Origin of the sequence: Streptococcus equi subsp. zooepidemicus (assembly GCF_015689395.1) — a bacterium.
Lineage (GTDB): Bacteria > Bacillota > Bacilli > Lactobacillales > Streptococcaceae > Streptococcus > Streptococcus equi.
This window is the reverse complement of sequence record NZ_CP065054.1, coordinates 2075845-2096921: the sequence shown is the minus strand read 5'-3', so window position 1 is coordinate 2096921 and position 21077 is coordinate 2075845. Positions and strand designations below refer to the sequence as shown.

Genomic DNA, 21077 nt, shown 5'->3' with positions numbered 1-21077 from the left:
TCCTAAAATTCTGATATAAATTTTATTTTTTCTTTTAATGAAGGCTCTTTATACTGCTCAATGATCCGCTTGGAGACAGCTTCTCTGTTGGTTCTGATTTGCTCCTCTGCTTGAGTGACTGCCTCGTCAATTGGAACGACAACCGGCAGGTCATATAGGTTAATGATTTTTCGCAGCCTTTCGACCTGACTGCCACTGACAAGCTCCGGTGTTTTTCCAATGGAGAGAAAGCCTTCTCTGATTTCTTTGTCTGATAGTGTCCGGTACCTCTCAGAGACCGGCCTATGCCCATCAGCTGACATAGGAAATTCAACAGGAAGATGAACAACATCGGTGTACCATTGCTGAGAATGCAGCCTTGCCACCTGCCCATAGGCATTCATGTATTTTTTATAAAAGCCTCTTCCAGGAAGTCCAAGGATAGCCTTTGCAGCTCGATGAATGAAGCCAGAGCCCGGATTTAAGCCTACCTTCATTCGTACTGTCCCATAGATCCATTCATTTAGCACTGAGCCATCTGAGATAAAATTGGTATGCTGGAGGTATAAAATGGCTTCCTCGCGCACCCGCTCCTCAAATCTTTTTAATCCTAGAGCCATGAGCTCAGTTGCATTCATATCCTGAAAGCGTCTGCCTGGGTACAGGTCGGTCAGGATCTCTCTGGCTGAAAGTGCATTAATCAAAGGTATACCTGTCGCAATAGACAGAGCTGTTGCTGTTGTTGTCTTACCAGTAGAATAGGTGCCTGATATGACAAGTCTGATTTCTTTATTAAGCATTGTTAAGCATCTCCGAACTAGGTAATTGATGGGCTATTTTACTTGAAATTCTCACTCGATTTTGTGTGTCAGTGCCTGACATCTCAAACAGCTTCCAGTCCTTGCCTTTCATATCAAGTAATTTGTTTTTAGTAATTTTACCTAAAAGAGCCAGCTCACCATCAGGTATTGGCTCAACGAGCTCAGCTGATACATTTTTCATCCACAAGGTCTCACTGTACCTTCTATCAATATCATCAGCATAATATGCCAGCATTTCAGCCATCTGTGAGAAAATAATCAAGAGCTCTAATAAGGAATAGCTGCTGGATAGCTGAGAGGATATGCCCTTATAATTACTGACATGACGCACCGCCTTATTAGCCTTACAAAAAATAGAGCACTTATCTGCTATATCTAATGCGTCTAAAAAGTTAACATCGTAAATATGATGGTGAATGTCCTTTAAATGGTTTGACAAGTAATCCTTTGCCTCTGCAGTTGGTTTGTTGTTTTTTACTGCATAGGTATCAATGCGTTTAAACACTAGTTTAACAGTCATATCCAGCACTGACACCGTAAAGTTTGCCTTATCCCCATTGAAAGAGCTTTTTTGGATAACAATTGGAACCCTGTTTAAATCTTCAATTGGCTTTCTGCCTGATTTGACTGAAAACTTAGATAAATAAAAATCTTCACATGCTTCATATTGCTCTTTTAGATATCCTTCAGCTGCTAGACTAGCTAGAACAATGCCATCTAAGGTGCTTAGATGTGGCTGAATCACCTTATCAGATTTATTTGACCACACACCCGATTGGGTAATTGTTCCGTAAGCTTGGTTATTTTGATCATGATTAATACTGTAGCTTGTTCTTTTGTGACCATCACCAAAATACCTTGTTTTGTGGTCACCAAGTAATGTATCGACATCAACCATTAGTTTCTCTCCTTTTCTTATTTATAACCAAGGCTTATGATAAAACACTATCAAAAAACAGACATCCGTAATTTACGAATATCTGTCTGCCTTTTTTGGCTGATTTATCAAATCAGCTTTAGCTTAATCGCCTCTCGTACTGCCCCCACTCGGCTTGTTACATTGAGCTTGGCACATATATTTGAAACATGGGTATCAACAGTCCTTCTGCTGATATAGAGCTTTTTGGAGATTTTTTCATTCGAGTATTCATCTGAGATCAGTCTCAATATCTCAATCTCTGACTCGGTTAGCAGATGGCTTTCTTGCTTTTGCAGCAAGTCATCTGGAATCACCTGATTTCCCTTTGAAACATTGTAGACAGTGCTAATTAATTCGTCGTAGGAGCATTCCTTTGGAAGAAATGCCTTTATGCCTAGATCCAAGGCTCTTTTGTGCAGCAGGGGCTCATAAAAGCCTGAAATTAAAATCATTTTTGGCACGATCTGGTATTTCTGCTTGATTTGTGCAATTAAGTCAAAGCCATGGATATCCTTTAGCATGAGGTCAATGATCAAAACATCAACAGACTTATATTTCAAGCAAAACAACAGATCTTGGTAGCTTGTGAAGGCGCCGACAACCTCAAAATGTGTTTCCTTTTTTAACCGATCATATAGGCCTTGTAAAACTAATTCGTGGTCGTCAATGATTGCTATTTTTATCATAATTCACCTGCTTTCTAGGAATGAGCATGACAATAGTCGTAGGGTGCTTGTCAACAAGCAATTGACCACCCAGCAATGCTAGCTTTTCAGCGATAACAGTTAAGCCAAAGTGAGGCGCTTCTGTCTGACGAGCAATCTTGAAATGCCCGCCATCAACAATCTTGATCACCACATATTGCTCAGCATTGTAGATGTGTATACCTATCTCCTTGGCATTGCCATGAAGAATGCTGTTATTAATCAGCTCCCGTATTGATCTGAGGATAAAATTATTAATGGGCTGCCCAAAATCAAGCTGCTCCACTTGGATATTGTCGTTGATAATAACAGATTCTTTTTTCTGAAATTTAGCGATGATGTCTAAAATAGCGTTCTTTAAGCCTAGCTCTTGAATCATCAGGGGATAAATATTTGAGCACAGCTCCCTTAATTCAAAGATTACATCATCAAGAATATCTGAAGCAGCCTTTTTTGAGACGGCGTCCATATTTTCCAGCCTTTTTTTGTAATAAATAATGTCTTGTATGATCGTATCATGCAGATAGATCGAAATATCCTCTCTTTCGGCCTCAACTGCTAGGAAAATAGACTTGTTGCTCAGCTGGTAGCCTGTTCTGATATTTAAAAAAATCAGGTCTTTTACGATTGGTATCGAGCACAGGGTTAGTAAAAAGCTGTAGCTAATCATTAACCACTTAGGCATAAAGTCTGATATGAGATACAAGCAAATGATCATCACAGTGCCTAGCATGGCAATGAGCACATAGAGGACTGGAACTGGCAAATGAAAGCGAAAGGTCGTGAGCCTGTTAATGATTAGGTTATTGATGATCGCTAAAATCGGAAGCAGCAATAGGGGTATCGTGTACATAAAAGGGATATCGTAGGGCAGAGGAAACACATAGCCGATAAACAATGGCAGCAAGCACAGAATAACCAACAGGACAATATTGAGTCTGGGAAAAGCATTGTTTTTGATATCCTTAACTAAGGTGATTAAAAATAAAGCCACTAAAAAGGTAAAGCTAATATAGAAAATCCCTCGAACCAAATAAATGGTAACGATGAGCGGAACTGAAAACCACTTAGAATATAACAATAAACAGAGGGTTGCAGCAGAATAGGTGATGATCAGTTTTGAAAATTTTGAAAATTTAACGGATTCTTGTTGCAGCGTACCTGCTCTCCAAAACATATCAATAAAAAAGGGAAACAAAGTGATGTAAATCACTAAAATCAAGCGGGCAACAACATTTCCCATGCTTGATGGAATAATCGAAACCAGTAATAACGATGTTAAAAAGGTAAAAATGTAATACCTCTGACTAGTTCGACTGATCTCATGCCTTCTAGAATAGCCATAGGATAAGACAAATAAGATGAGTGACAATAGGCTAAACATCAGAAATATCTTTTTGGATCCATTTGTTTTGTTAAAGACAATCTGCCTTTGTTTGCCTTGATGCAAAACAGTCATTGAGGTTGCTTGCTCGACAATTAACAGCTTATTTAGCAAAGGATTGTCCTGACTGCTTTTGTGGTCTATCTCTAAAATCTTATCCCCAACAGCTAGCCTTGAGGAGCTAGCCTCCCCGCCATTATGGATATTGCTGACAATCCAGCTATGATTAACGTAATCAGCACTTATTCCAAGGTAGGCATGCTGATAGGCAAAAGAGGAAAAATAAATGTAGATTGCAGCAAATAATAACAATAAAAATCTGAGGAAGTATTTTTTCAGCCTCATCTGACGGTTACCCATTGCGCCTCTTACCTCCATTTTTTACCATTCTAAAATAATATTTTTTAAAAATAATACCAAAATAATACATTAATCATAACATATTTTCAATATTAACCAAATAAATTTGTAAATAATGAGACGAATGCAACGATGGTGAGCCAGAAATTAGCAGTAAAATCCATCAAGAATCAAATGAAAAGCCAATAAAAGGTCTATTTGGTATAAAAAACCTCCTATGAATAATGACTGTCATAGAAGGCTTTCCTGATATCCTATTAACGGTTGTTTTAATCCTTTTTGCGTCTAGGTGAGCGCGTTAGGACACCGACGCTAGCCAATACTGCCATAGCAGCAGCGGTAAAGAAGCTAGGTGTCGCTGTATCACCAGTTGCTGGCAATTGCTTTTTAGGTGTTGCTACCCCAGTTTGTGAGCTAGGTGCTGAGCTCTTAGGAGCTTTGGTAGTGTCAATTGGCTTAGCTGGTGTCAGAGCAGTCCAAGGGATACTACGTTTTTCAGGTGTTTGTTGCTGATCTTTTTTCTCAGGAGTTTTTGGATCTTCTGGTACTTTTGGATCCTTTGGCTTTTCTTGACCTTGGTGAGATTGCATGCCTTGCTTCAAAGCTTCAATTTCCTTGGTCTTTTGCTCAATCTCAGCCTTTAGCTTATTAATCTGCTCTTGGAGTGCTGCTTTTTCTTTTTCGCTAAGGTCACGCGCTTCTGATAGCTGTTTTGAAATGGTATCAACTTGCTGTTGAAGCGCTGCTTTCTCGGCTTCAAGTGTTGTTAACTTTTCTTGGGCAGCAGTCAATTGTTTTTGAGCTTCTGATAGCTTTGCTTGAGTCTCTGACAATTGAGCCTTTGTTGACTCAAGGGTTGATGATAGGTTCTCTTTTTCCTTGGTTAGTGTTTGAACCTGTTGTTCCAGCTCAGTGATTCTTGTCTTGGAAGTGTCAGAATCTCCGCCACCTTCATGAGGTTTTTGTTCTTGCTTCAGCTGTTCTTTAGCTTTTTCAAGCTCCATTTCCTTTTGTTTCAGCTCTTCTTGAACTTTATTCAGTTGCTCTTGAAGCTCTTTTTCTTTTTGATTTAGCTGACCACTGTTATTCTTGTTATTTTCAAGCTCTTGCTTTAGCTTTTCAATTTCAGTTGTTTTTTCATTAGCTTGTTTTTGAAGGTCTTGAAGTTTTGCTTCGAGGGCCTCTTTTTCTTTTTTGAGCTGTTGGGCGGCAGTGTCATTTTTCATCGAAGACTCTTGAAGCTCCTTTAGCTTTTGTTCAGCTTCTGTTTTAGCTTCTGTAGCTTGCTTAATCTCTTGTTCAAGCTTTTGTTTTTGAGCTTCTAAAGCTGTTTTAGATTTTTCAGCCTCTCCCCTTAATCTATTAGTTTCTTCTCTGGCCTTTTTAGCTTCGCTTTCAGCTTTCTTTTTCTCAGTTTCAGCCTGGTCAGCAGCTTTTTTGGCTTGTTCACTTTCCTGTTGAGCAGTTTTGGCATCCTTTTCAGCCTTTTCTTTAGCTGCTGTTGCTTTTTTAGCTGTTTCTTTGGCAGTATTAGCTTGTTCAATAGCTTTTTTAGTTTTTTGTTGCTCAGTACCTAATAGTTGTTGTAGTTTATTTGAAGCCTCAACTGCTGATTTGAAAGCATCATTAACGCTTTTTAATTTCTTTTCGAGGTTATTTTTATCTTGTTTAGCTGCCCATTCGGACTGTTTAGCATCATCTAATGCTAACACTCTGCTTTTTATCTCATTAAAAAGCGCTTTTCTATTAGCGTTATTATTGTATTGATTATTCCCAATACCACCATTATTAAAACGTTTAATTAAAGCAGCAAGTGGTCCTATTGCAAGATTATTACTTTCTGTATCTAAACCGAAATCACCAGATAAAACAACCAGTAGTCCAAGTAACGTATTGGGATCAGTTATTTTTTTAAGTTCTGACGAAAGTGTCCCGTTACCCGTTTGTAAAGCTTTTTCTATCCTTTCTGCATCTGTGCTTACGCTTCCATACACAACTTTATTTCCAAGTAATCCTGTTCCCATCAGACTCCCTGTGATGAGGGTAGCTGCTAATGCTTGGTGACACAAGCGTCTGATGTTTGATTGTCTTTTCATGATTTAGTCCTCACATATCGTCGAATGTTTTTTTCTAAAATTCTTCCAAAAAATCTTAACATGACGTTTGCAGGCTGTGAATACGTTTTGGGCAATTCGCCTCCGTAGTTTCGTTTTTTTTTTTTTTAATCCAATCATTAAACGTCTGATTTTATCATGATATAATTGATCTTGTTCAAGGCTGATCAGGAAATTCTTGATGAAGATGACAGCTTTATATCGGTGCTTGGGAAACCATAAGATTGGCAAGGCTACGCTGGGCTTAGCTGACATTGTTGCTTCAAAATGCTTTCAGGTGTAGAAATGTTGACAAGTATTCTTTAAAAAGATAGACTATAGCTAGTAGGATAGAGGTATGCACAGGTGACAGATGTGATACTTGTGTTTTTTGCTATTTTTGGAGGTTTCTGATTGCCTATTGCAGCTTATCAATATGAAAGTGTTGTTGAGATTATTAGTGAAATCAATCGATTACACTATTCATTTTCTTCGGGTTTAGGAGCTCTTCTATGCTTTAATTTGAAAAAGAGTGTCAGTTCGGTAGTCGTTAACAATCGTATTGATAGGGAGTTCCAAGAGCTCATCGTTTCTTATAAAGCAAGGCTAAATAGGAATATTAGTCAAGTCTCAAGCATACGACATCAGTTTATAGGCATTAGATGGAGAATAAAGCAAGCAGAATCTATTAGTGAGAAACTTTTATACTACATGAGCGAGAATCATGAGTTTGGAAGGATTCCCTTAAATAAATGCTTGAATGATTTTCTTGGATTTAGGATCTTGGTCAATAACTTAGAAGCTGTTTTTGATGCTTTGCAAAATGATCATCGAGTGACTAATATTGCTAAATTGTATTTAAGAACAGATGGCGACTATAAAGGTATCCATCTATATTTTAAAAATGGAAATAATCGGTTTTTTCCATGGGAATTACAGATTTGGGATCCAGAGCAATCACGCTTAAATGAGCTGTCACATAAAGAGCATAAGCAAAAACGACAATATATATCACTACCCCAAAATTATTTTGATGCTAATTTAGAAAAGGAGGAATAACCATATGTATCAGCATTTTATTTTAGTTGCTAGTTCATATGCAAGAGGTGAGAGAGTTGGCTTTCACTTAGCGACAGAAGGTCAATTGGATCATGTTGCTATTGAAGAAAAAATGCAGCGGCTGAGTCATATCAATAGAGATGATGTTGGTGTGCATTCTTTTGTTACAGATAGTGCTGATTGGCAAAGTGTCATTGAGTTAGATTCCTTTTTTGAGGATATTATGGTTTGTCAAGACTTCGATGAATTTGAACAGGTTTTACAATCCGACTCTAAAATTAGTGCCATTGATGTTGCTAAATTTTTCTTAGCAATGCGTCCACTCTCACACTTACAATTGCAAAAGTTAGTTTATCTTGCCTATAAAACATATCTTCTTGCCTATGGTGAATCCTTATTTGATGAAAAAATAGTTGCTTTTCAATATGGTCCTGTAGTAGAAGAGGTGTATCACAGCTTTAAAAAATATGGTTCTGAAGTGATAGATATCGATGATCATACAGAATATATTTTAAAAGACATACATCTTCCGCAAGCCTTAGGTAGAATGCTATTGGTCGAAGACGCAAAGAAGATTGTGCCTGTGTTATTAGATGTTGTGAAACAATATGGAGATTTAACAGGAGGAGAATTGGTTAAGCTGACGCACTCTGAAAAAGGACCTTGGCAGACTGTTTTTCGTCCACAGTTAAATTGTGAGATCACTGATGAGGTTATTTTAGCCCAAGGCAGATATGAAAGATTGTTACCATAAGTACTTTTGCTTATTGTATTAGCTGAGAATACTCAGTTGTCTCATCAAAACCAAAAGAAAAAAGCCTTTGAAACGTTGATTTCAAGGGCTTTTGATTTACTCAATTATTTTACCTCTGTAAACACAACATGTTTACGTAATTTTGGTGAGTATTTTTTCAATTGAAGACGGTCTGGAGTGTTACGTTTGTTTTTTGAAGTAAGGTACAAGCGTTCACCAGATTCTTTATGTTCAAGTGTGATATTTACGCGCATGGTATCTCCCTTCTATTATTCAGCTGCGTTAGCTTTAGCGATTTTACGTCCTTTGTAGTATCCCTTAAGTGAGACACGATGTGAACGTGAGTAATCTCCAGTTGTTTCATCAAATTTTACTGATGGTGCAGTCAATTTGTAGTGTGTACGACGTTTGTTCTTTTTAGCTTTTGACGTGTGACGTGCAGGAACTGCCATTTTTTTATCCTCCGTTAAATGATCAAGGGTCTATTAAAAGATTGGTGACGAGTGGGTGAGCATGATCTTATGCTAGCCTATCTGTCTCAAATCTTTGGCCCATTGTTATCTGTTTGATGTTATGGCTTTTGCCAACCTCAGTATCATATCATATCTTTTATGTAAAGTAAAGTTACTTGACAAAAATTTTATTAAAAAGCTCTGCTATTCTCCAAAAATCCTAAAAAATGGTAAAATGAGACAAAGGTGGTTATTTTAGGAGATTAAGATGTTTGGAAAATTATTAAGTCTGCTATGCTTTGTCGTTGCTTTGACTGGTTGTGGTGTTTCACAGGCAGAAAAAGAACGTGTTGTAACAGAGTATAGCCCCACTATTATTAAAAAATTTCAAACCTTAGGATACCAAGGGAAAATCACTGTAGACGACTATACTAAGATGATTGAGACAGGTAGTGAGAGACTTTATTTTACCTACAGCGAAGAAGTAGACGGTAAGGTTATTAGTCTGAAGGATAGTATTTCGATTGCTACCTATAAATCACCTGAGGAAGATTTGGCTGATGCAGAAGTTGACATGGGAATTAGGGAAGAAGCTATGTGGCAGCAACCAGCTGTCAAAGCGCAAGCTGCTCAGATCAAACAACTATTTAGCGAGTTGGAGACTGAGGATTTGAAGCTTATATCCGTAACAGGACAAAGTGTCCAGACGATTTCTGATTCGGATGGAGAGCTGATTAGGGAAGATGTTGTACGAGGCAGGAATGAATTATCTCAAGATGCATCTAATAATAGAGAAGCTGGGCTATCAATAGGTGGCTATTATCATATTGATGTTTCAAAGTATTTGAAAAATCACGTGTTGGAAATTCGTATAGATTTTGATTGGCGAATGTCAGAAGAGGAACAAGACGATTTGTCTGGCCCCAGGTTGGATTTTTCTGATAGAATAAAAAGTCTAGACTTTACCTGCTTGTGGGATGGCTATTATAAAGTGGGGTTTGACAGGGTGAGTAGATCTAGTCGAAGTGGAGATATCCAAGATATGATTGTTTTAGATATTCGAGGCGGTAAATTGGTCCGTAGCTTTTCTGTACTTTAACAGACTAATGAAGCTATTCTATGGTAAAATATATAAATACTAGTAAAAGAGGAAATAATATGAAGCTTCAAAAACCAAAAGGGACACAGGACATTTTGCCTGTGGCTGCTGCTAAGTGGCAATATGTTGAAGGTGTTGCACGTGAAACCTTTAAGCAATACCATTATGGTGAAATCCGAACACCTATGTTTGAGCATTATGAGGTCATTAGCCGATCAGTAGGTGATACCACTGATATTGTGACCAAGGAAATGTATGACTTCTATGATAAGGGTGACCGTCATATCACGCTTCGTCCAGAAGGGACAGCCCCAGTTGTTCGTTCGTATGTGGAAAACAAGCTCTTTGCGCCAGAGGTTCAAAAGCCTGTCAAGCTGTATTATATTGGGTCAATGTTTCGTTATGAGCGTCCGCAGGTCGGCCGTTCGCGTGAATTTCACCAGATTGGTGTAGAGTGCTTTGGCTCTGCCAATCCTGCCACTGATGTTGAGACGATTGCCATGGCTTATCACCTCTTTGAAAGGCTTGGTATTAAAGAGGTGACCTTGCATTTGAATAGCCTTGGAAATGCAGCTAGTCGCGCAGCCTATCGTCAGGCCTTGATTGATTACCTATCTCCAATGCGTGAGACCTTGTCCAAGGATAGTCAGCGCCGTTTAGATGAAAACCCTCTGCGCGTGCTTGATTCTAAGGAAAAAGAGGATAAGGCCGCGGTAGCAAATGCCCCATCTATTCTTGATTATCTTGATGAGGAGAGCCAAGCCCACTTTGATGCTGTGCGCAGCATGCTTGAGGCACTTACTATTCCTTATGTTATTGATACCAATATGGTGCGTGGGCTTGATTATTACAACCACACGATTTTTGAATTCATAACAGAGGTGGATCAGTCTGAGCTGACGATCTGTGCTGGCGGTCGCTATGATGGTCTTGTGGAGTACTTTGGTGGACCAGCAACCCCTGGCTTTGGTTTTGGACTTGGTCTGGAGCGTCTTTTGCTTATCCTTGATAAGCAAGGCGTTGAACTGCCAGTCGAAGAAGGCTTGGACGTCTATATAGCTGTTTTAGGGGCTGACGCCAATGTGGCTGCGCTAGCCTTGACACAGGCCATTCGCCGTCAGGGCTTCATCGTAGAACGTGATTATCTCGGACGTAAAATCAAGGCACAATTCAAGTCAGCTGACACTTTCAAGGCAAAGGTAGTCATCACCCTGGGTGAAAGTGAAATCAAAGCAGGTCAAGCTGTCCTTAAGCATAATCAAACCCGTCAAGAAATGACAGTTAGCTTTGACCAAATCCAAACAGATTTTGCCAGCATTTTTGCAGAATGTGTTCAGTAAAGCAAGAAAACTGAAAAAAGTGGCATGAGTTATTAAGATATTAAAAAATCACACAATGTCGTTGCTTTAGTAGCAATGATATTGTGTGATTTTGTGATATTATACCTATACTAAGGATTATTTTTCCCATCTTTAGTAGTCAGTTTGAAAGCACCCTTATTTGGAATGTCAGCAGCTATACTTATAGCTGGTGGTGGGGTAATGCTATTGTTGAGAAACTAAAACAATGTTAGAGAAGATAATGCTGACTTTATAGATGTTATTATCTATGGTTTGCTGATATAGTCCATAATACTGTTGAACAATTTTTTGAACATTTTTAATTCCCAATCCGTCTTTTTTCCGTTGACTTCTGGAGGCAAGCTCTTTTGGATCAAAAAAGTTTTCGATATCAATGTGGAGCTGATTTTTAAAGAGCCTCACCTTTAATTGTATTTGCTTTTCACCTTTATTTTGATTGCGAATAGTTGCAGCAATGCTATTATCAAGTAGATTTCCTATAATAACTGAAATAACTTCAGTCTTTAGGCTTATGTTTGTAGGGATAAGGCAGTGAATATCTAACACAATACCATTTTTTTTGGCTACTACTGCTTTTTGATTAAGTAAATAATTTAAAATAGTATCATTGGTAAAGAAAGTATCTGTCCCATCTAGCAGGTTAAGGTTATGATTCAGTAATTGTTTGGCTTTAGCGTACTGCTTTTGCTCCAGAAGTCCTAATAGGACAATGTTTTGATTATGTAGATCATGCTTAAGAGCTCTAATGCTTAATTGATTTTCCTTGACATTTTCTAAATGCTTCAGCTCTGACTGGAATCGCACCCTATCTAAGTTAATGTCTTGCATTTGTAAATGCTGCTCTGAAATGTAAGTATACAGATAAAGCGAAGTAATCGTGATAATGATAAATCCAAGTGTTAGTAGTATTGTAAACAAGTCAAATAAAGGTTCTTCTTTTAATCGAAGAAGCTGTAGCAGTAGCAGAGAAAGACTTATCATTGGAATAATAGATAGCTTTAGTATCCAGTTGGTTTGTGTTTGCTCATCAAGCCAATTGTCTGTAGTCTTTAAAAAGAGCTGCTTTAATACAAATATAAGGATACTACTGGATATGGTGAGCAGGTTTATGAATAAAAATGTCCCACTGATAGAAGAGATTTGATAATTAAGAGATATTAAAACGATCCCTAAACTTGCTTCTAGCAAGATACCTATGCTTTGAAGTGTAACAGACCAAAAGATACACTGTTTCATGGAGTAACGATAGCTACTAGATATTATCAGTGATGTTACCAAAGAACAAGTCAGGGTTATCAGTGAGGCATAGCTTCCTGATACAAAAAAATGAGTGCAGCATTCTATGAATACTAAAAAAGAGAGATAACCTATGTTTTTAAAGGTAGCTAGCTGACCATTTTTCTGACGAAAAAAATAATTAACAATCACAATATTAACAACTGACGTATAAAGGTGAAAAATAGCGTTAATAACCATTTACTCTCCTTAGCTTAGAAAAGATGTTTTCCTGAATACCCTTTTTAAATTTCCGACTGATAGGAATGGTAAAAAAGCGCGTGTTATCAATAGTTAATGTTATGTCATTATTTTCAAATTTATAGAAGTAATTGACGTTAAATACATAAGAATGATGGGTTTGGATAAATTGTTCAGGAAGCTCTTTTAGTAATGCTTTGGTTGATAAAAAGGTAGAGTAGGTCTTGTCCTTGGTATGAATGAGTACTTTTCGTCCTTCCTTTTCAAAATAGATAATATCGTTTAAGCTTAAGCTATAGTAGGAGTGGCAAGATGAAAAGGTAAAAAATTTTTTGTCAAGCTCTAAAACCCTTAGAGCTCTATTTAGGCACTCAAAAAAATAGGGTTCATTTAAAGGCTTAATCAGGTAATCAAAGGTTTGCACGTGAAAAATGTTTTCCATGTATTCTTTGTGGCTTGTTAAAAAGATAATAATAGCAGAGAGGTTATCTTTCCTAATATGCTCGGCTAATGCTATTCCAGACATATTATCCATTTCAATGTCAAGAAGAAAAATATGATAATCATTAGACAGTGACTGTATTAATTGATAAGGATCTTCGTAAATATCTAACTCGACTGGAACTAATTGATTATATTGGTATAATAGATCTTCTACAGCTGTTGCAAAAGCTTTATTGTCATCACAAAGAGCAATTTTAAGCATGGTACCCCCCATAATCCTATAGACTGTGGTATTTAGTATACCAAAAATGACATGAAAAGCGCTATTTTTTACAAAATAATAATAATAGACTGAATGTTTTGATAAAATGAATCTATAAAAGGAGGGAGCAATAATGACTGAAGTAACAGTGCGTAAACCGATGGAGACAATGGAAGTTTCATGGGTAGTCATTTAAATACTCTAAAGTGGGCTGTTTTTATCAGCCTACTTTAATATTTTTAGGAGGGTAAAAAATGAATTATAGCAGACCTTGTATTAAAGATATTTATCCAATTTATAAATTGAGTGATACCATGTTTCGAATAGGCGCTCAAATTAATATTACGACGGAATTTAATGATCCAACGGGGGAGTTGTGGGAATTAGTAACACGTTTAAATGGAACAGAGTTAAATATTATCTTTAAGGAAATGAAGGAGTTATTTCCCAATATCACGTTATCAGCAATTGAATATGGGATTGATTTGCTTGCTAATGAAGGATTAATAGAGGAGTTTGGGCAAAATGACTCAGTAGATGACAGATATATGTCAAATGTGAATTATTTCAGAAGATATCTTGATAGTTATGAAGATAGTTTGGCTGTTCAGAAGAAAATTAACAATAGTTCAATATTACTACTTGGTTTAGGGGGTGGTGGTTCAAATATTTTGACACTATTAGCAGGGTTAGGACCTAAAAAGTTAACTATTGTGGATTACGATAGAGTGGAAAGAAATAACTTAGGGCGCCAAATGCTATATAAAGAAAGTGATATTGGTGAATTAAAAACTGTAGTAGCAAAAAGAGAGTTTGAAAAAATGAATTCATCTGTTAAATTAACTACAATAGATAAAAAAATCAATTCAACTACTGATGTTTTAGATTTATTAGTAGATATTGATTTAGTCATTTGTGCTATTGATGAGCTTCCTTTTGTAGCTCAAAGGAGGGTTAATGAAGCTATCATAAAAGCTGGTGTCCCTTGTGTTTTTGGTGGCTCTCAAGTAAGTAGAGGCAGAGTATATAGTGTTGTTCCTAGAGAAACAGGCTGCTTTGATTGTTTAAATATCCACTATACTAAGACTTCACCAAATTTTATTGATCAATTTGTTGAATTTCAAAAAATCAACTTTAATCCCCCCACAGTAGCCTATGGACCAGCAATTTTTCAGTTAAGTGGAGCAATAGTAGATGAGGCAATAAGAATATTGACAAATTTTTGTATACCTATGAGTAAATCTACTCAGTTTGAAATAAATTATGAAACAGGTGCTTCATTTACACATAAGCCTTGGCCACGTTTCAAAGAGTGTCCGACTTGTGGTCATGGCAACAGTAATGATTGGGAAATATTTAGTCATTATGGGTAGGAGTTAATCAATGGAACAATATGAATTAATGGTGAGGTCACTTTCAAAAAGGTATGCCAGAGATGGCTCTTATGCCAATAGGGATTTACATTGTGTCTTTAAATCCAGTGAAATAACAGCCTTGATAGGTCATAATGGAGCTGGTAAAACAACCCTACTAAACCAGATTATTGGTAATATAAAACCTGATGTGGGTGATATTTCATTTCTAGACTGTTCGTTTGTCAAATCACCTAAAATTGCTAGAAAAAATACGTCAATGATGCCTCAGCTACATGCTCCCTTAAAAGGAATCACAATTAAACAAGCTATTTCATCAATTGGAAGGATCAGGGGGCTGTCCGGAAAATTATTGGAGACAGAGGTTCAGGAATTAATTCAAGAACTCGGTCTTATTAAGTGGCAAAATACTGTCGGAGAGAAACTCTCTGGTGGACTAAAAAGATTGACGTCGTTTGCAATGGCTGTTATTGCTGCTCCGAAGATTGTTTTACTAGATGAGCCGACAAATGATGTTGATCCTATAAGACGTATAAAATTATGGTTATACTTAAAAAAGATGGCGGCAAAGGGACATATCGTTATTGTTGTCACCCATAATATTTTAGAGGTTGAAAAATATGCAGATGCTTATTATTTGCTTGAAAAGGGGGAAGTAAAAAGCTCAGGAGCAGTAAGAAATCTATCTAGTAATCCAAAGAGTAGAATATCCATTTTATTTAGAGATCAAAAAGCCTTGGAAGAATACCCATTTGCTTACTCACTTGGTGGGGATGACAATGAAGCTATAACAATAATGGATAATAAGGAAATGACAGCATTATTGAATTGGTTAGGCATACATTTGTCATCAGATACCATTGTTCAATATAGTATTACGACGCTAGGGTTAAATGATTATTATGAGGAGCTGTCAGATGAAGAAGATTAGTGTTACTTACCAATTTCTAAGCTTGTTAAATTGGAGCTTTATTCGCCATAAATCGTTGATATTATTGTGTAGCGTTATTCAATTTTTTATGACAATTGCACTGGTTTACGGTTATTCGCTTATTATTGCTGATGATACTGTGCAAACAGTCTACTATCTTGCTTCTGGCTCAGTAACGATTGGTATGATTACCATTGGCTGTACGGTATCAGCACAATCAATCAGTAGTGATAAAAGAGATGGCATTGTGAGCTATATTCAAACATTACCCGTCCTAAGAAGCTTGATCCTGCTATCTGATCTATTGATTTGGACATTAACTGCTTTGATTGGTGTTGGTGTGTCAATTGCGGTTGTTTATTTAAAATTTCAAATATTGCCCCAGCTGTCCTTAGCGACGTTTCTCATTTTGCCATTAGTTTTAATGACAATGATCAGTATGGGATTTGCCATTGCTTATTGGTCAACTCCAAGTACAATGACGCTGATAACCCAATTATTGTTGATGATTGGCTTATTGTTTTCACCTATAATGTATCCTGCAGAACGTATACCTGAGGTGATTTTAAGGGGATATCATTTTCTGCCATTTATACCATCAGGAGACTTGATTCGAGAGACGGTTTATTTGGGACATTCCATTTCAGTTATCAAGTTTGTGGTGTTACTGTTATGGCTGGTTGCCACTGCCTTACTTTCAGTCAATTGGCTAAACAGGCAAAATTAAGGTATGGGCTCTGCTATTTCTTAAAAACTCTACTCAAATGGGTGGGGTTTTTAATTGCTTTTTGTTATAATAAGTGGTAATGATATTTTTAATTAGAGAAAGGAACAAAGACAGGTAGGGAGTGTCGACTCTTTATTTGCTCTTGGTATCTTATTTATGAAGCGTAGCATGTATGCAGGACACGTCCGAGAGGAACATATTGGAAGAACGATTGTTTTAAAAGGCTGGGTAAGTCGCCGTCGTGATTTGGGCGGCCTTATTTTCATTGATTTGCGTGATCGTGAGGGAGTGATGCAGCTGGTTATTAATCCAGAGGACGTTTCAGGTGATGTGATGGCGACTGCTGAGCGCTTACGCAGCGAATACGTGATTGAGGTTGAAGGAAGTGTTGAGGCACGTCAGCAGGCTAATGATAAGCTAGCTACGGGTGCAGTAGAGCTAAAGGTTTCAGGCTTAACCATTCTTAATACAGCTAAAACGACACCGTTTGAAATCAAGGACGGTGTTGAGGTTAGTGACGATATGCGTTTACGCTACCGTTATTTAGATCTTCGACGTCCAGAAATGCTGGAAAGCTTTAAGCTTCGTGCCAAAACGACGCATGTTATTCGTAATTACTTGGATAATCTTGGATTTATTGATGTTGAGACACCGATGTTGACAAAGTCAACGCCAGAGGGAGCGCGTGATTACCTTGTACCAAGCCGTATCAGCCAGGGACATTTCTATGCTTTACCGCAAAGCCCACAAATCACAAAGCAATTGTTAATGAATGCGGGCTTTGATCGATATTACCAGATTGTTAAGTGCTTCCGCGACGAAGATTTACGAGGAGATCGTCAGCCTGAGTTTACACAGGTTGACTTGGAAACGTCATTTTTATCTGAGCAAGAAATCCAAGATATTGTTGAGGGGATGATTGCAAAGGTTATGAAGGATACAAAGGGCATAGAGGTTAAGCTGCCATTTCCGCGCATGGCTTATGATGACGCCATGAATCATTATGGCTCAGATAAGCCAGATACACGCTTTGATATGCTTTTACAAGACTTGACAGACCTTGTCAAGGAGATTGACTTTAAGGTATTTTCTGAGGCACAGGCTGTTAAGGCAATTGTTGTCAAGGGACATGCGGATCGCTACTCGCGAAAGGACATTGATAAGCTGACAGAATTTGCTAAGCAATTTGGGGCTAAAGGACTAGCATGGCTGAAGGTAGCTGATGGTGCATTTGCTGGACCAATTGCTAAGTTCTTGACAAGTGTGGAAAGTAAGTTGACAGAAGCTTTACAGCTTGAGGATAATGATTTGATCTTGTTTGTTGCGGATACTCTAGAGGTGGCTAATAATACTCTGGGAGCGCTTCGGACACGTATTGCTAAAGAGCTTGACATGATTGACATGTATCAATTTAATTTCCTTTGGATTGTTGACTGGCCAATGTTTGAATGGTCAGAAGAGGAAGGGCGTTACATGTCTGCCCATCACCCATTTACATTACCAACAGCAGAGTCAGCTCATGAGCTAGAGGGTGATTTAGCTAAGGTTCGCGCTGTTGCTTACGATATTGTCTTAAATGGTTATGAGCTTGGCGGCGGCAGCCTTCGTATCAACCAAAAAGACATGCAAGAGCGTATGTTTAGAGCACTAGGCTTCACAGCTGAGGAGGCCAATGAGCAATTTGGCTTCTTACTAGAGGCTATGGAGTATGGCTTCCCACCACTTGGTGGTCTTGCTATTGGTCTTGATCGGCTTGTCATGCTGCTTGCTGGTAAGGACAACATTCGAGAGGTTATTGCCTTTCCTAAAAACAATAAAGCATCTGATCCAATGACACAGGCGCCTAGTCTGGTATCTGAAAAGCAATTAGAGGAGCTTCAGCTTCAAATAGAACATCATGATTAAAAAAACAACCTATAGGAAAAGAGTAAAATACCTGATTAATAGAGGAGCCAAAAAAATTGGCTTGCTTCATGCCGTAAAAAGCATTTCCAAGGAGAAGTATACAGAGAAAATTTCGGCCTCTTTACTCTATGGCATATTGTCTAGTATAGCTGTTAATTTCTTTTTCCAACCGGGTCATGTCTACTCAAGTGGTGCAACAGGGCTTGCTCAGGTTATCTCTGCCATCAGCCACCATTTATGGGGCTTTGAGATTCCTGTTGCTTTAGCTTTTTACGTGATTAACATTCCTCTTTTAGTCTTAGCTTGGTATAAGATTGGTCATAAATTTACGATTTTTACCTTTATTACCGTTAGTATGAGCTCTTTCTTTATCCAAATCATGCCTCAGGTGACCTTGACGACTGACCCACTGATTAATGCTATATTTGGTGGCTTGGTTATGGGTTTGGGGATCGGTACAGGCTTCAAGTCTCGCATTTCTAGTGGTGGTACGGATATTATCAGCCTAACACTTAGAAAGAAAACAGGAAAAGATGTCGGTAACCTTTCATTGATGATCAATGGTGTGATTATGGCTTTTGCAGGACTGTTGTTTGGCTGGCAGTATGCGCTTTATTCGATGGTGACTATTTTCGTTTCTAGTCGAGTGACTGATGCGATTTTTACCAAGCAAAAGAAAATGCAGGCAACCATTGTGACCAGCTGTCCTGACAAGGTGATTCACATGATTCATAAAAAGCTGCACCGAGGGGTAACCAGTATCAATGACGCTGAAGGCACCTACAGGCATGAGCATAAGGCTGTTTTAATTACGATTCTCACACGTGAGGAATATAGTGAATTTAAGTGGCTGATGCTTAAAACAGATCCAAATGCTTTTGTTTCTGTTGCTGAAAATGTTAGAATCATTGGTCGCTTTGTCGAATCAGATGAAAACTAAGAAATAGGTATCGATATGCCAGCTAATAAGAGCTTGAAGCTCAAAAATTGTTGTTTTATTATTCTTGGCTCAGCTATTTATGCCTTTGCCTTTGTCTACTTTTACATGGCAAATCGTATTGCTGCTAATGGGCTAGCGGGACTGACGCAGGTTGCTAATGCCTTGTTTCAGATCAATCCTTCAATAACAGGTTATCTGATTAATTTGCCTCTCGTCCTGTTGGGTGCAAGGCTCTTTGGCAGACGGGCAATGGTGTATACTGTGACCGGTATTTTATCACTTTATTGGTTTGTTTGGCTGTTTCAACAGCTCCCCCTTTTTATTGACTTAGATCATGACAATTTAGTAGTGTCCTTGCTGGCAGGAATTCTTGGCGGTTTAGGAGGCGGCATTGTCTTTAGAAATGGTGGAACGATTGGTGGCTCAGATATTATTGCTAAGCTGATAGAGGATAGGTTTGGCTTGCAGCTCAATCAAGCCTTATTAGGAATTGATATTTTTGTCATGGTGGTTTCCTTGACTTATATTTCAATACCGCAGATGATGTATGCTTTGATTGCTAGCTTCATGTATAGCAGGATTGTTCATCTAGTGCAAAATGGTGGTTATTCTGCACGCGGAACCTTTATTATTTCAGATTATTCTCAGGCTATTTCAGAATTCATTATGGAGGAGCTAGGTAGAGGAGTCACCTATTTACATGGTGAGGGTGCTTACTCTGGTCGTGAGAAACGGGTTATTTATGTAGCTTTAGGCCGATCAGACGTTCGAGAGCTAAAGGCCTTTATAGCACAGGTTGATCCCAATGCCTTTGTTTCCTTCTTTGATGTGAATGAAGTCAATAGTCCGGAATTTATCGCCACAAAAAGTAAATATCATAAAACGAAAAAAATATAAAGGCTGGGATATCACATTCATAGCCTTTGATTATGCTAATGAAAGCGCTGGGCTGTCAAGCTTATTGTAGTGTAGCTATTAAAGGGCAGTTCTTGAGCTTTCATCTGGTACCTAACACATGTAAGGAATAGTGAGGAAAGTGAATGACAAATCATGACAAACGGCATCGTGTAAGAGAGCTATTATTGATTGCGGTGGGTGTTGCCATCTATACCTTTGGTTTTGTTAATTTCAACATGGCTAATGAATTGGCTGAGGGTGGCGTAGCTGGGATTACCTTGATTTTGCATGCTCATTTTGGGATCAATCCGGCTTATTCGTCACTTTTATTTAATCTGCCTTTATTTATGTTAGGGGCTAAGATTTTTGGAAGGCGCTCCCTAGCCTTAACGATTTATGGAACCGTTCTTATGTCAGTCTTTATCTGGCTGTGGCAAAAGGTGCCTATGGAGCTTGGTTTAGAGAATGATATGATGCTTGTTGCGGTTGTTGCAGGCTTGTTTGCAGGAATTGGTAGTGGCCTTGTTTTTCGATATGGAGCGACAACTGGTGGGACTGATATTATTGCCCGCATTGCAGAGGAAAAGTTTGGCGCTAAGCTGGGACAAACCCTGTTACTTGTAGATGCCTTGGTACTGACAGCTTCTCTCACTTATGTTGATTTGAAGCATATGCTCTATACATTAGTGGCCAGCTTTGTCTTTAGCCAGATGATTAGCGTTGTTCAAAATGGTGGCTATACTATTCGTGGTATGATTATTATCACAAAGCAGTCGCAGGCTGCAGCGCAGGCTATCTTGACAGAAATCAATCGAGGAGTGACTTATTTAAAGGGACAAGGTGCTTATTCTGGTCATGATTATAATATTATGTACGTGACGCTCAATCCAACAGAGGTGCGAGAGGTGAAGCGTATTTTAGCAGAGCTAGATCCAGACGCCTTTATCTCTATTATTGATGTTGATGAGGTAATCAGCTCAGACTTCAAGATTCGTCGCAAAAATTTTGACAAGCCAATTGAGAAGGCTTTACAGAAAAAATCAAACATGTTAAAATAAAGAAAATAAGCAGAAATAAGAGGTTGAAAAAAGCCATGATTAACAATTAACTCATTGTCAAGCACTAATCTATGATTAA

20 protein-coding genes are annotated in these 21077 nt (G+C 38.1%); 11 read left to right on the top strand and 9 right to left on the bottom strand.

The features are described 5' to 3' along the window. Positions 1 to 2: 2 nt before the first annotated feature. The 5 genes from I2432_RS09945 to I2432_RS09925 all read right to left on the bottom strand — a co-directional run bounded on the left by I2432_RS09945 (position 3) and on the right by I2432_RS09925 (position 6263). The gene (locus tag I2432_RS09945; protein WP_012516469.1) at positions 3 to 779 is read right to left on the bottom strand and encodes an AAA family ATPase; all 777 of its coding nucleotides are present in this window, start codon (positions 777 to 779) and stop codon (positions 3 to 5) included. Beyond that, positions 772 to 1698: an AvrD family protein gene (locus tag I2432_RS09940; RefSeq protein WP_206158807.1), complete on the bottom strand. Its 927-nt coding sequence runs from the start codon at positions 1696 to 1698 to the stop codon at positions 772 to 774. The genes I2432_RS09945 and I2432_RS09940 overlap by 8 nt, the downstream gene beginning before the upstream one ends. Before the next feature lie 107 nt (positions 1699 to 1805). Continuing rightward, entirely contained in the window at positions 1806 to 2405 is a 600-nt protein-coding gene (locus tag I2432_RS09935) for a response regulator transcription factor (protein WP_115251423.1), read from the bottom strand. Further along, the gene (locus tag I2432_RS09930) at positions 2383 to 4185 is read right to left on the bottom strand and encodes a sensor histidine kinase (protein WP_206158805.1); all 1803 of its coding nucleotides are present in this window, start codon (positions 4183 to 4185) and stop codon (positions 2383 to 2385) included. Before I2432_RS09930 ends, I2432_RS09935 begins: the two co-directional genes overlap by 23 nt. A gap of 251 nt (positions 4186 to 4436) precedes the next feature. Beyond that, complete coding sequence (locus I2432_RS09925; protein WP_206158803.1) at positions 4437 to 6263, bottom strand: cell surface protein; 1827 nt, start codon at positions 6261 to 6263, stop codon at positions 4437 to 4439. Positions 6264 to 6674: 411 nt separating this feature from the next. Between I2432_RS09925 and I2432_RS09920 the strand changes: the two genes are divergently transcribed. Beyond that, positions 6675 to 7319 carry a nucleotidyltransferase family protein gene (locus I2432_RS09920; RefSeq protein WP_206158801.1) on the top strand — a complete coding sequence of 215 codons (645 nt, stop codon included), beginning with the start codon at positions 6675 to 6677 and terminating at the stop codon, positions 7317 to 7319. Positions 7320 to 7323: 4 nt separating this feature from the next. Continuing rightward, positions 7324 to 8073, top strand: coding sequence for a Panacea domain-containing protein (locus I2432_RS09915; protein ID WP_043039543.1), 750 nt, complete (start codon positions 7324 to 7326; stop codon positions 8071 to 8073). 104 nt (positions 8074 to 8177) lie between these two features. Here I2432_RS09915 and rpmG read toward each other — a convergent pair whose 3' ends face one another. After that, complete coding sequence (rpmG, locus tag I2432_RS09910; protein ID WP_001265622.1) at positions 8178 to 8327, bottom strand: 50S ribosomal protein L33; 150 nt, start codon at positions 8325 to 8327, stop codon at positions 8178 to 8180. 15 nt (positions 8328 to 8342) lie between these two features. Beyond that, positions 8343 to 8525 carry a 50S ribosomal protein L32 gene (gene rpmF, locus I2432_RS09905; protein WP_012516460.1) on the bottom strand — a complete coding sequence of 61 codons (183 nt, stop codon included), beginning with the start codon at positions 8523 to 8525 and terminating at the stop codon, positions 8343 to 8345. 268 nt (positions 8526 to 8793) lie between these two features. Here rpmF and I2432_RS09900 point away from each other — a divergent pair, with 268 nt between their 5' ends. Both I2432_RS09900 and hisS read left to right on the top strand, forming a co-directional pair. Beyond that, entirely contained in the window at positions 8794 to 9624 is an 831-nt protein-coding gene (locus tag I2432_RS09900) for a hypothetical protein (RefSeq protein ID WP_206158800.1), read from the top strand. Positions 9625 to 9683: 59 nt separating this feature from the next. Then, positions 9684 to 10964 (top strand): histidine--tRNA ligase, encoded by a 1281-nt coding sequence (hisS, locus tag I2432_RS09895; protein WP_206158799.1) that lies wholly within the window; start codon positions 9684 to 9686, stop codon positions 10962 to 10964. Between the two features lie 204 nt (positions 10965 to 11168). Here the strand turns inward: hisS and I2432_RS09890 are convergent, their stop codons facing one another. Together I2432_RS09890 and I2432_RS09885 are read right to left on the bottom strand one after the other, a co-directional pair. Continuing rightward, a complete protein-coding gene (locus tag I2432_RS09890; protein ID WP_206158798.1) occupies positions 11169 to 12461 on the bottom strand; it encodes a sensor histidine kinase in 1293 nt (430 codons plus the stop codon). Then, a complete protein-coding gene (locus I2432_RS09885) occupies positions 12451 to 13359 on the bottom strand; it encodes a LytR/AlgR family response regulator transcription factor (protein WP_231140702.1) in 909 nt (302 codons plus the stop codon). The genes I2432_RS09890 and I2432_RS09885 overlap by 11 nt, the downstream gene beginning before the upstream one ends. Before the next feature lie 62 nt (positions 13360 to 13421). On the opposite strand from I2432_RS09885, the gene I2432_RS09880 reads away from it, so the two are divergent. From I2432_RS09880 to I2432_RS09850, 7 genes are all read left to right on the top strand, one after another. After that, on the top strand, positions 13422 to 14540 hold the full coding sequence (locus I2432_RS09880) for a ThiF family adenylyltransferase (protein WP_206158797.1): 1119 nt from the start codon (positions 13422 to 13424) through the stop codon (positions 14538 to 14540). Positions 14541 to 14550: 10 nt separating this feature from the next. After that, positions 14551 to 15471 carry an ABC transporter ATP-binding protein gene (locus I2432_RS09875; protein WP_042671458.1) on the top strand — a complete coding sequence of 307 codons (921 nt, stop codon included), beginning with the start codon at positions 14551 to 14553 and terminating at the stop codon, positions 15469 to 15471. After that, complete coding sequence (locus I2432_RS09870) at positions 15458 to 16198, top strand: ABC transporter permease (RefSeq protein ID WP_052495596.1); 741 nt, start codon at positions 15458 to 15460, stop codon at positions 16196 to 16198. The genes I2432_RS09875 and I2432_RS09870 overlap by 14 nt, the downstream gene beginning before the upstream one ends. Before the next feature lie 156 nt (positions 16199 to 16354). Continuing rightward, a complete protein-coding gene (gene aspS, locus I2432_RS09865; RefSeq protein WP_206158796.1) occupies positions 16355 to 18103 on the top strand; it encodes an aspartate--tRNA ligase in 1749 nt (582 codons plus the stop codon). After that, complete coding sequence (locus I2432_RS09860) at positions 18096 to 19043, top strand: YitT family protein (RefSeq protein WP_115251416.1); 948 nt, start codon at positions 18096 to 18098, stop codon at positions 19041 to 19043. Before aspS ends, I2432_RS09860 begins: the two co-directional genes overlap by 8 nt. Positions 19044 to 19058: 15 nt before the next feature. Next, on the top strand, positions 19059 to 19940 hold the full coding sequence (locus I2432_RS09855; protein WP_206158795.1) for a YitT family protein: 882 nt from the start codon (positions 19059 to 19061) through the stop codon (positions 19938 to 19940). Between the two features lie 143 nt (positions 19941 to 20083). Further along, a complete protein-coding gene (locus I2432_RS09850) occupies positions 20084 to 20998 on the top strand; it encodes a YitT family protein (RefSeq protein WP_206158794.1) in 915 nt (304 codons plus the stop codon). Positions 20999 to 21077: the final 79 nt, after the last annotated feature.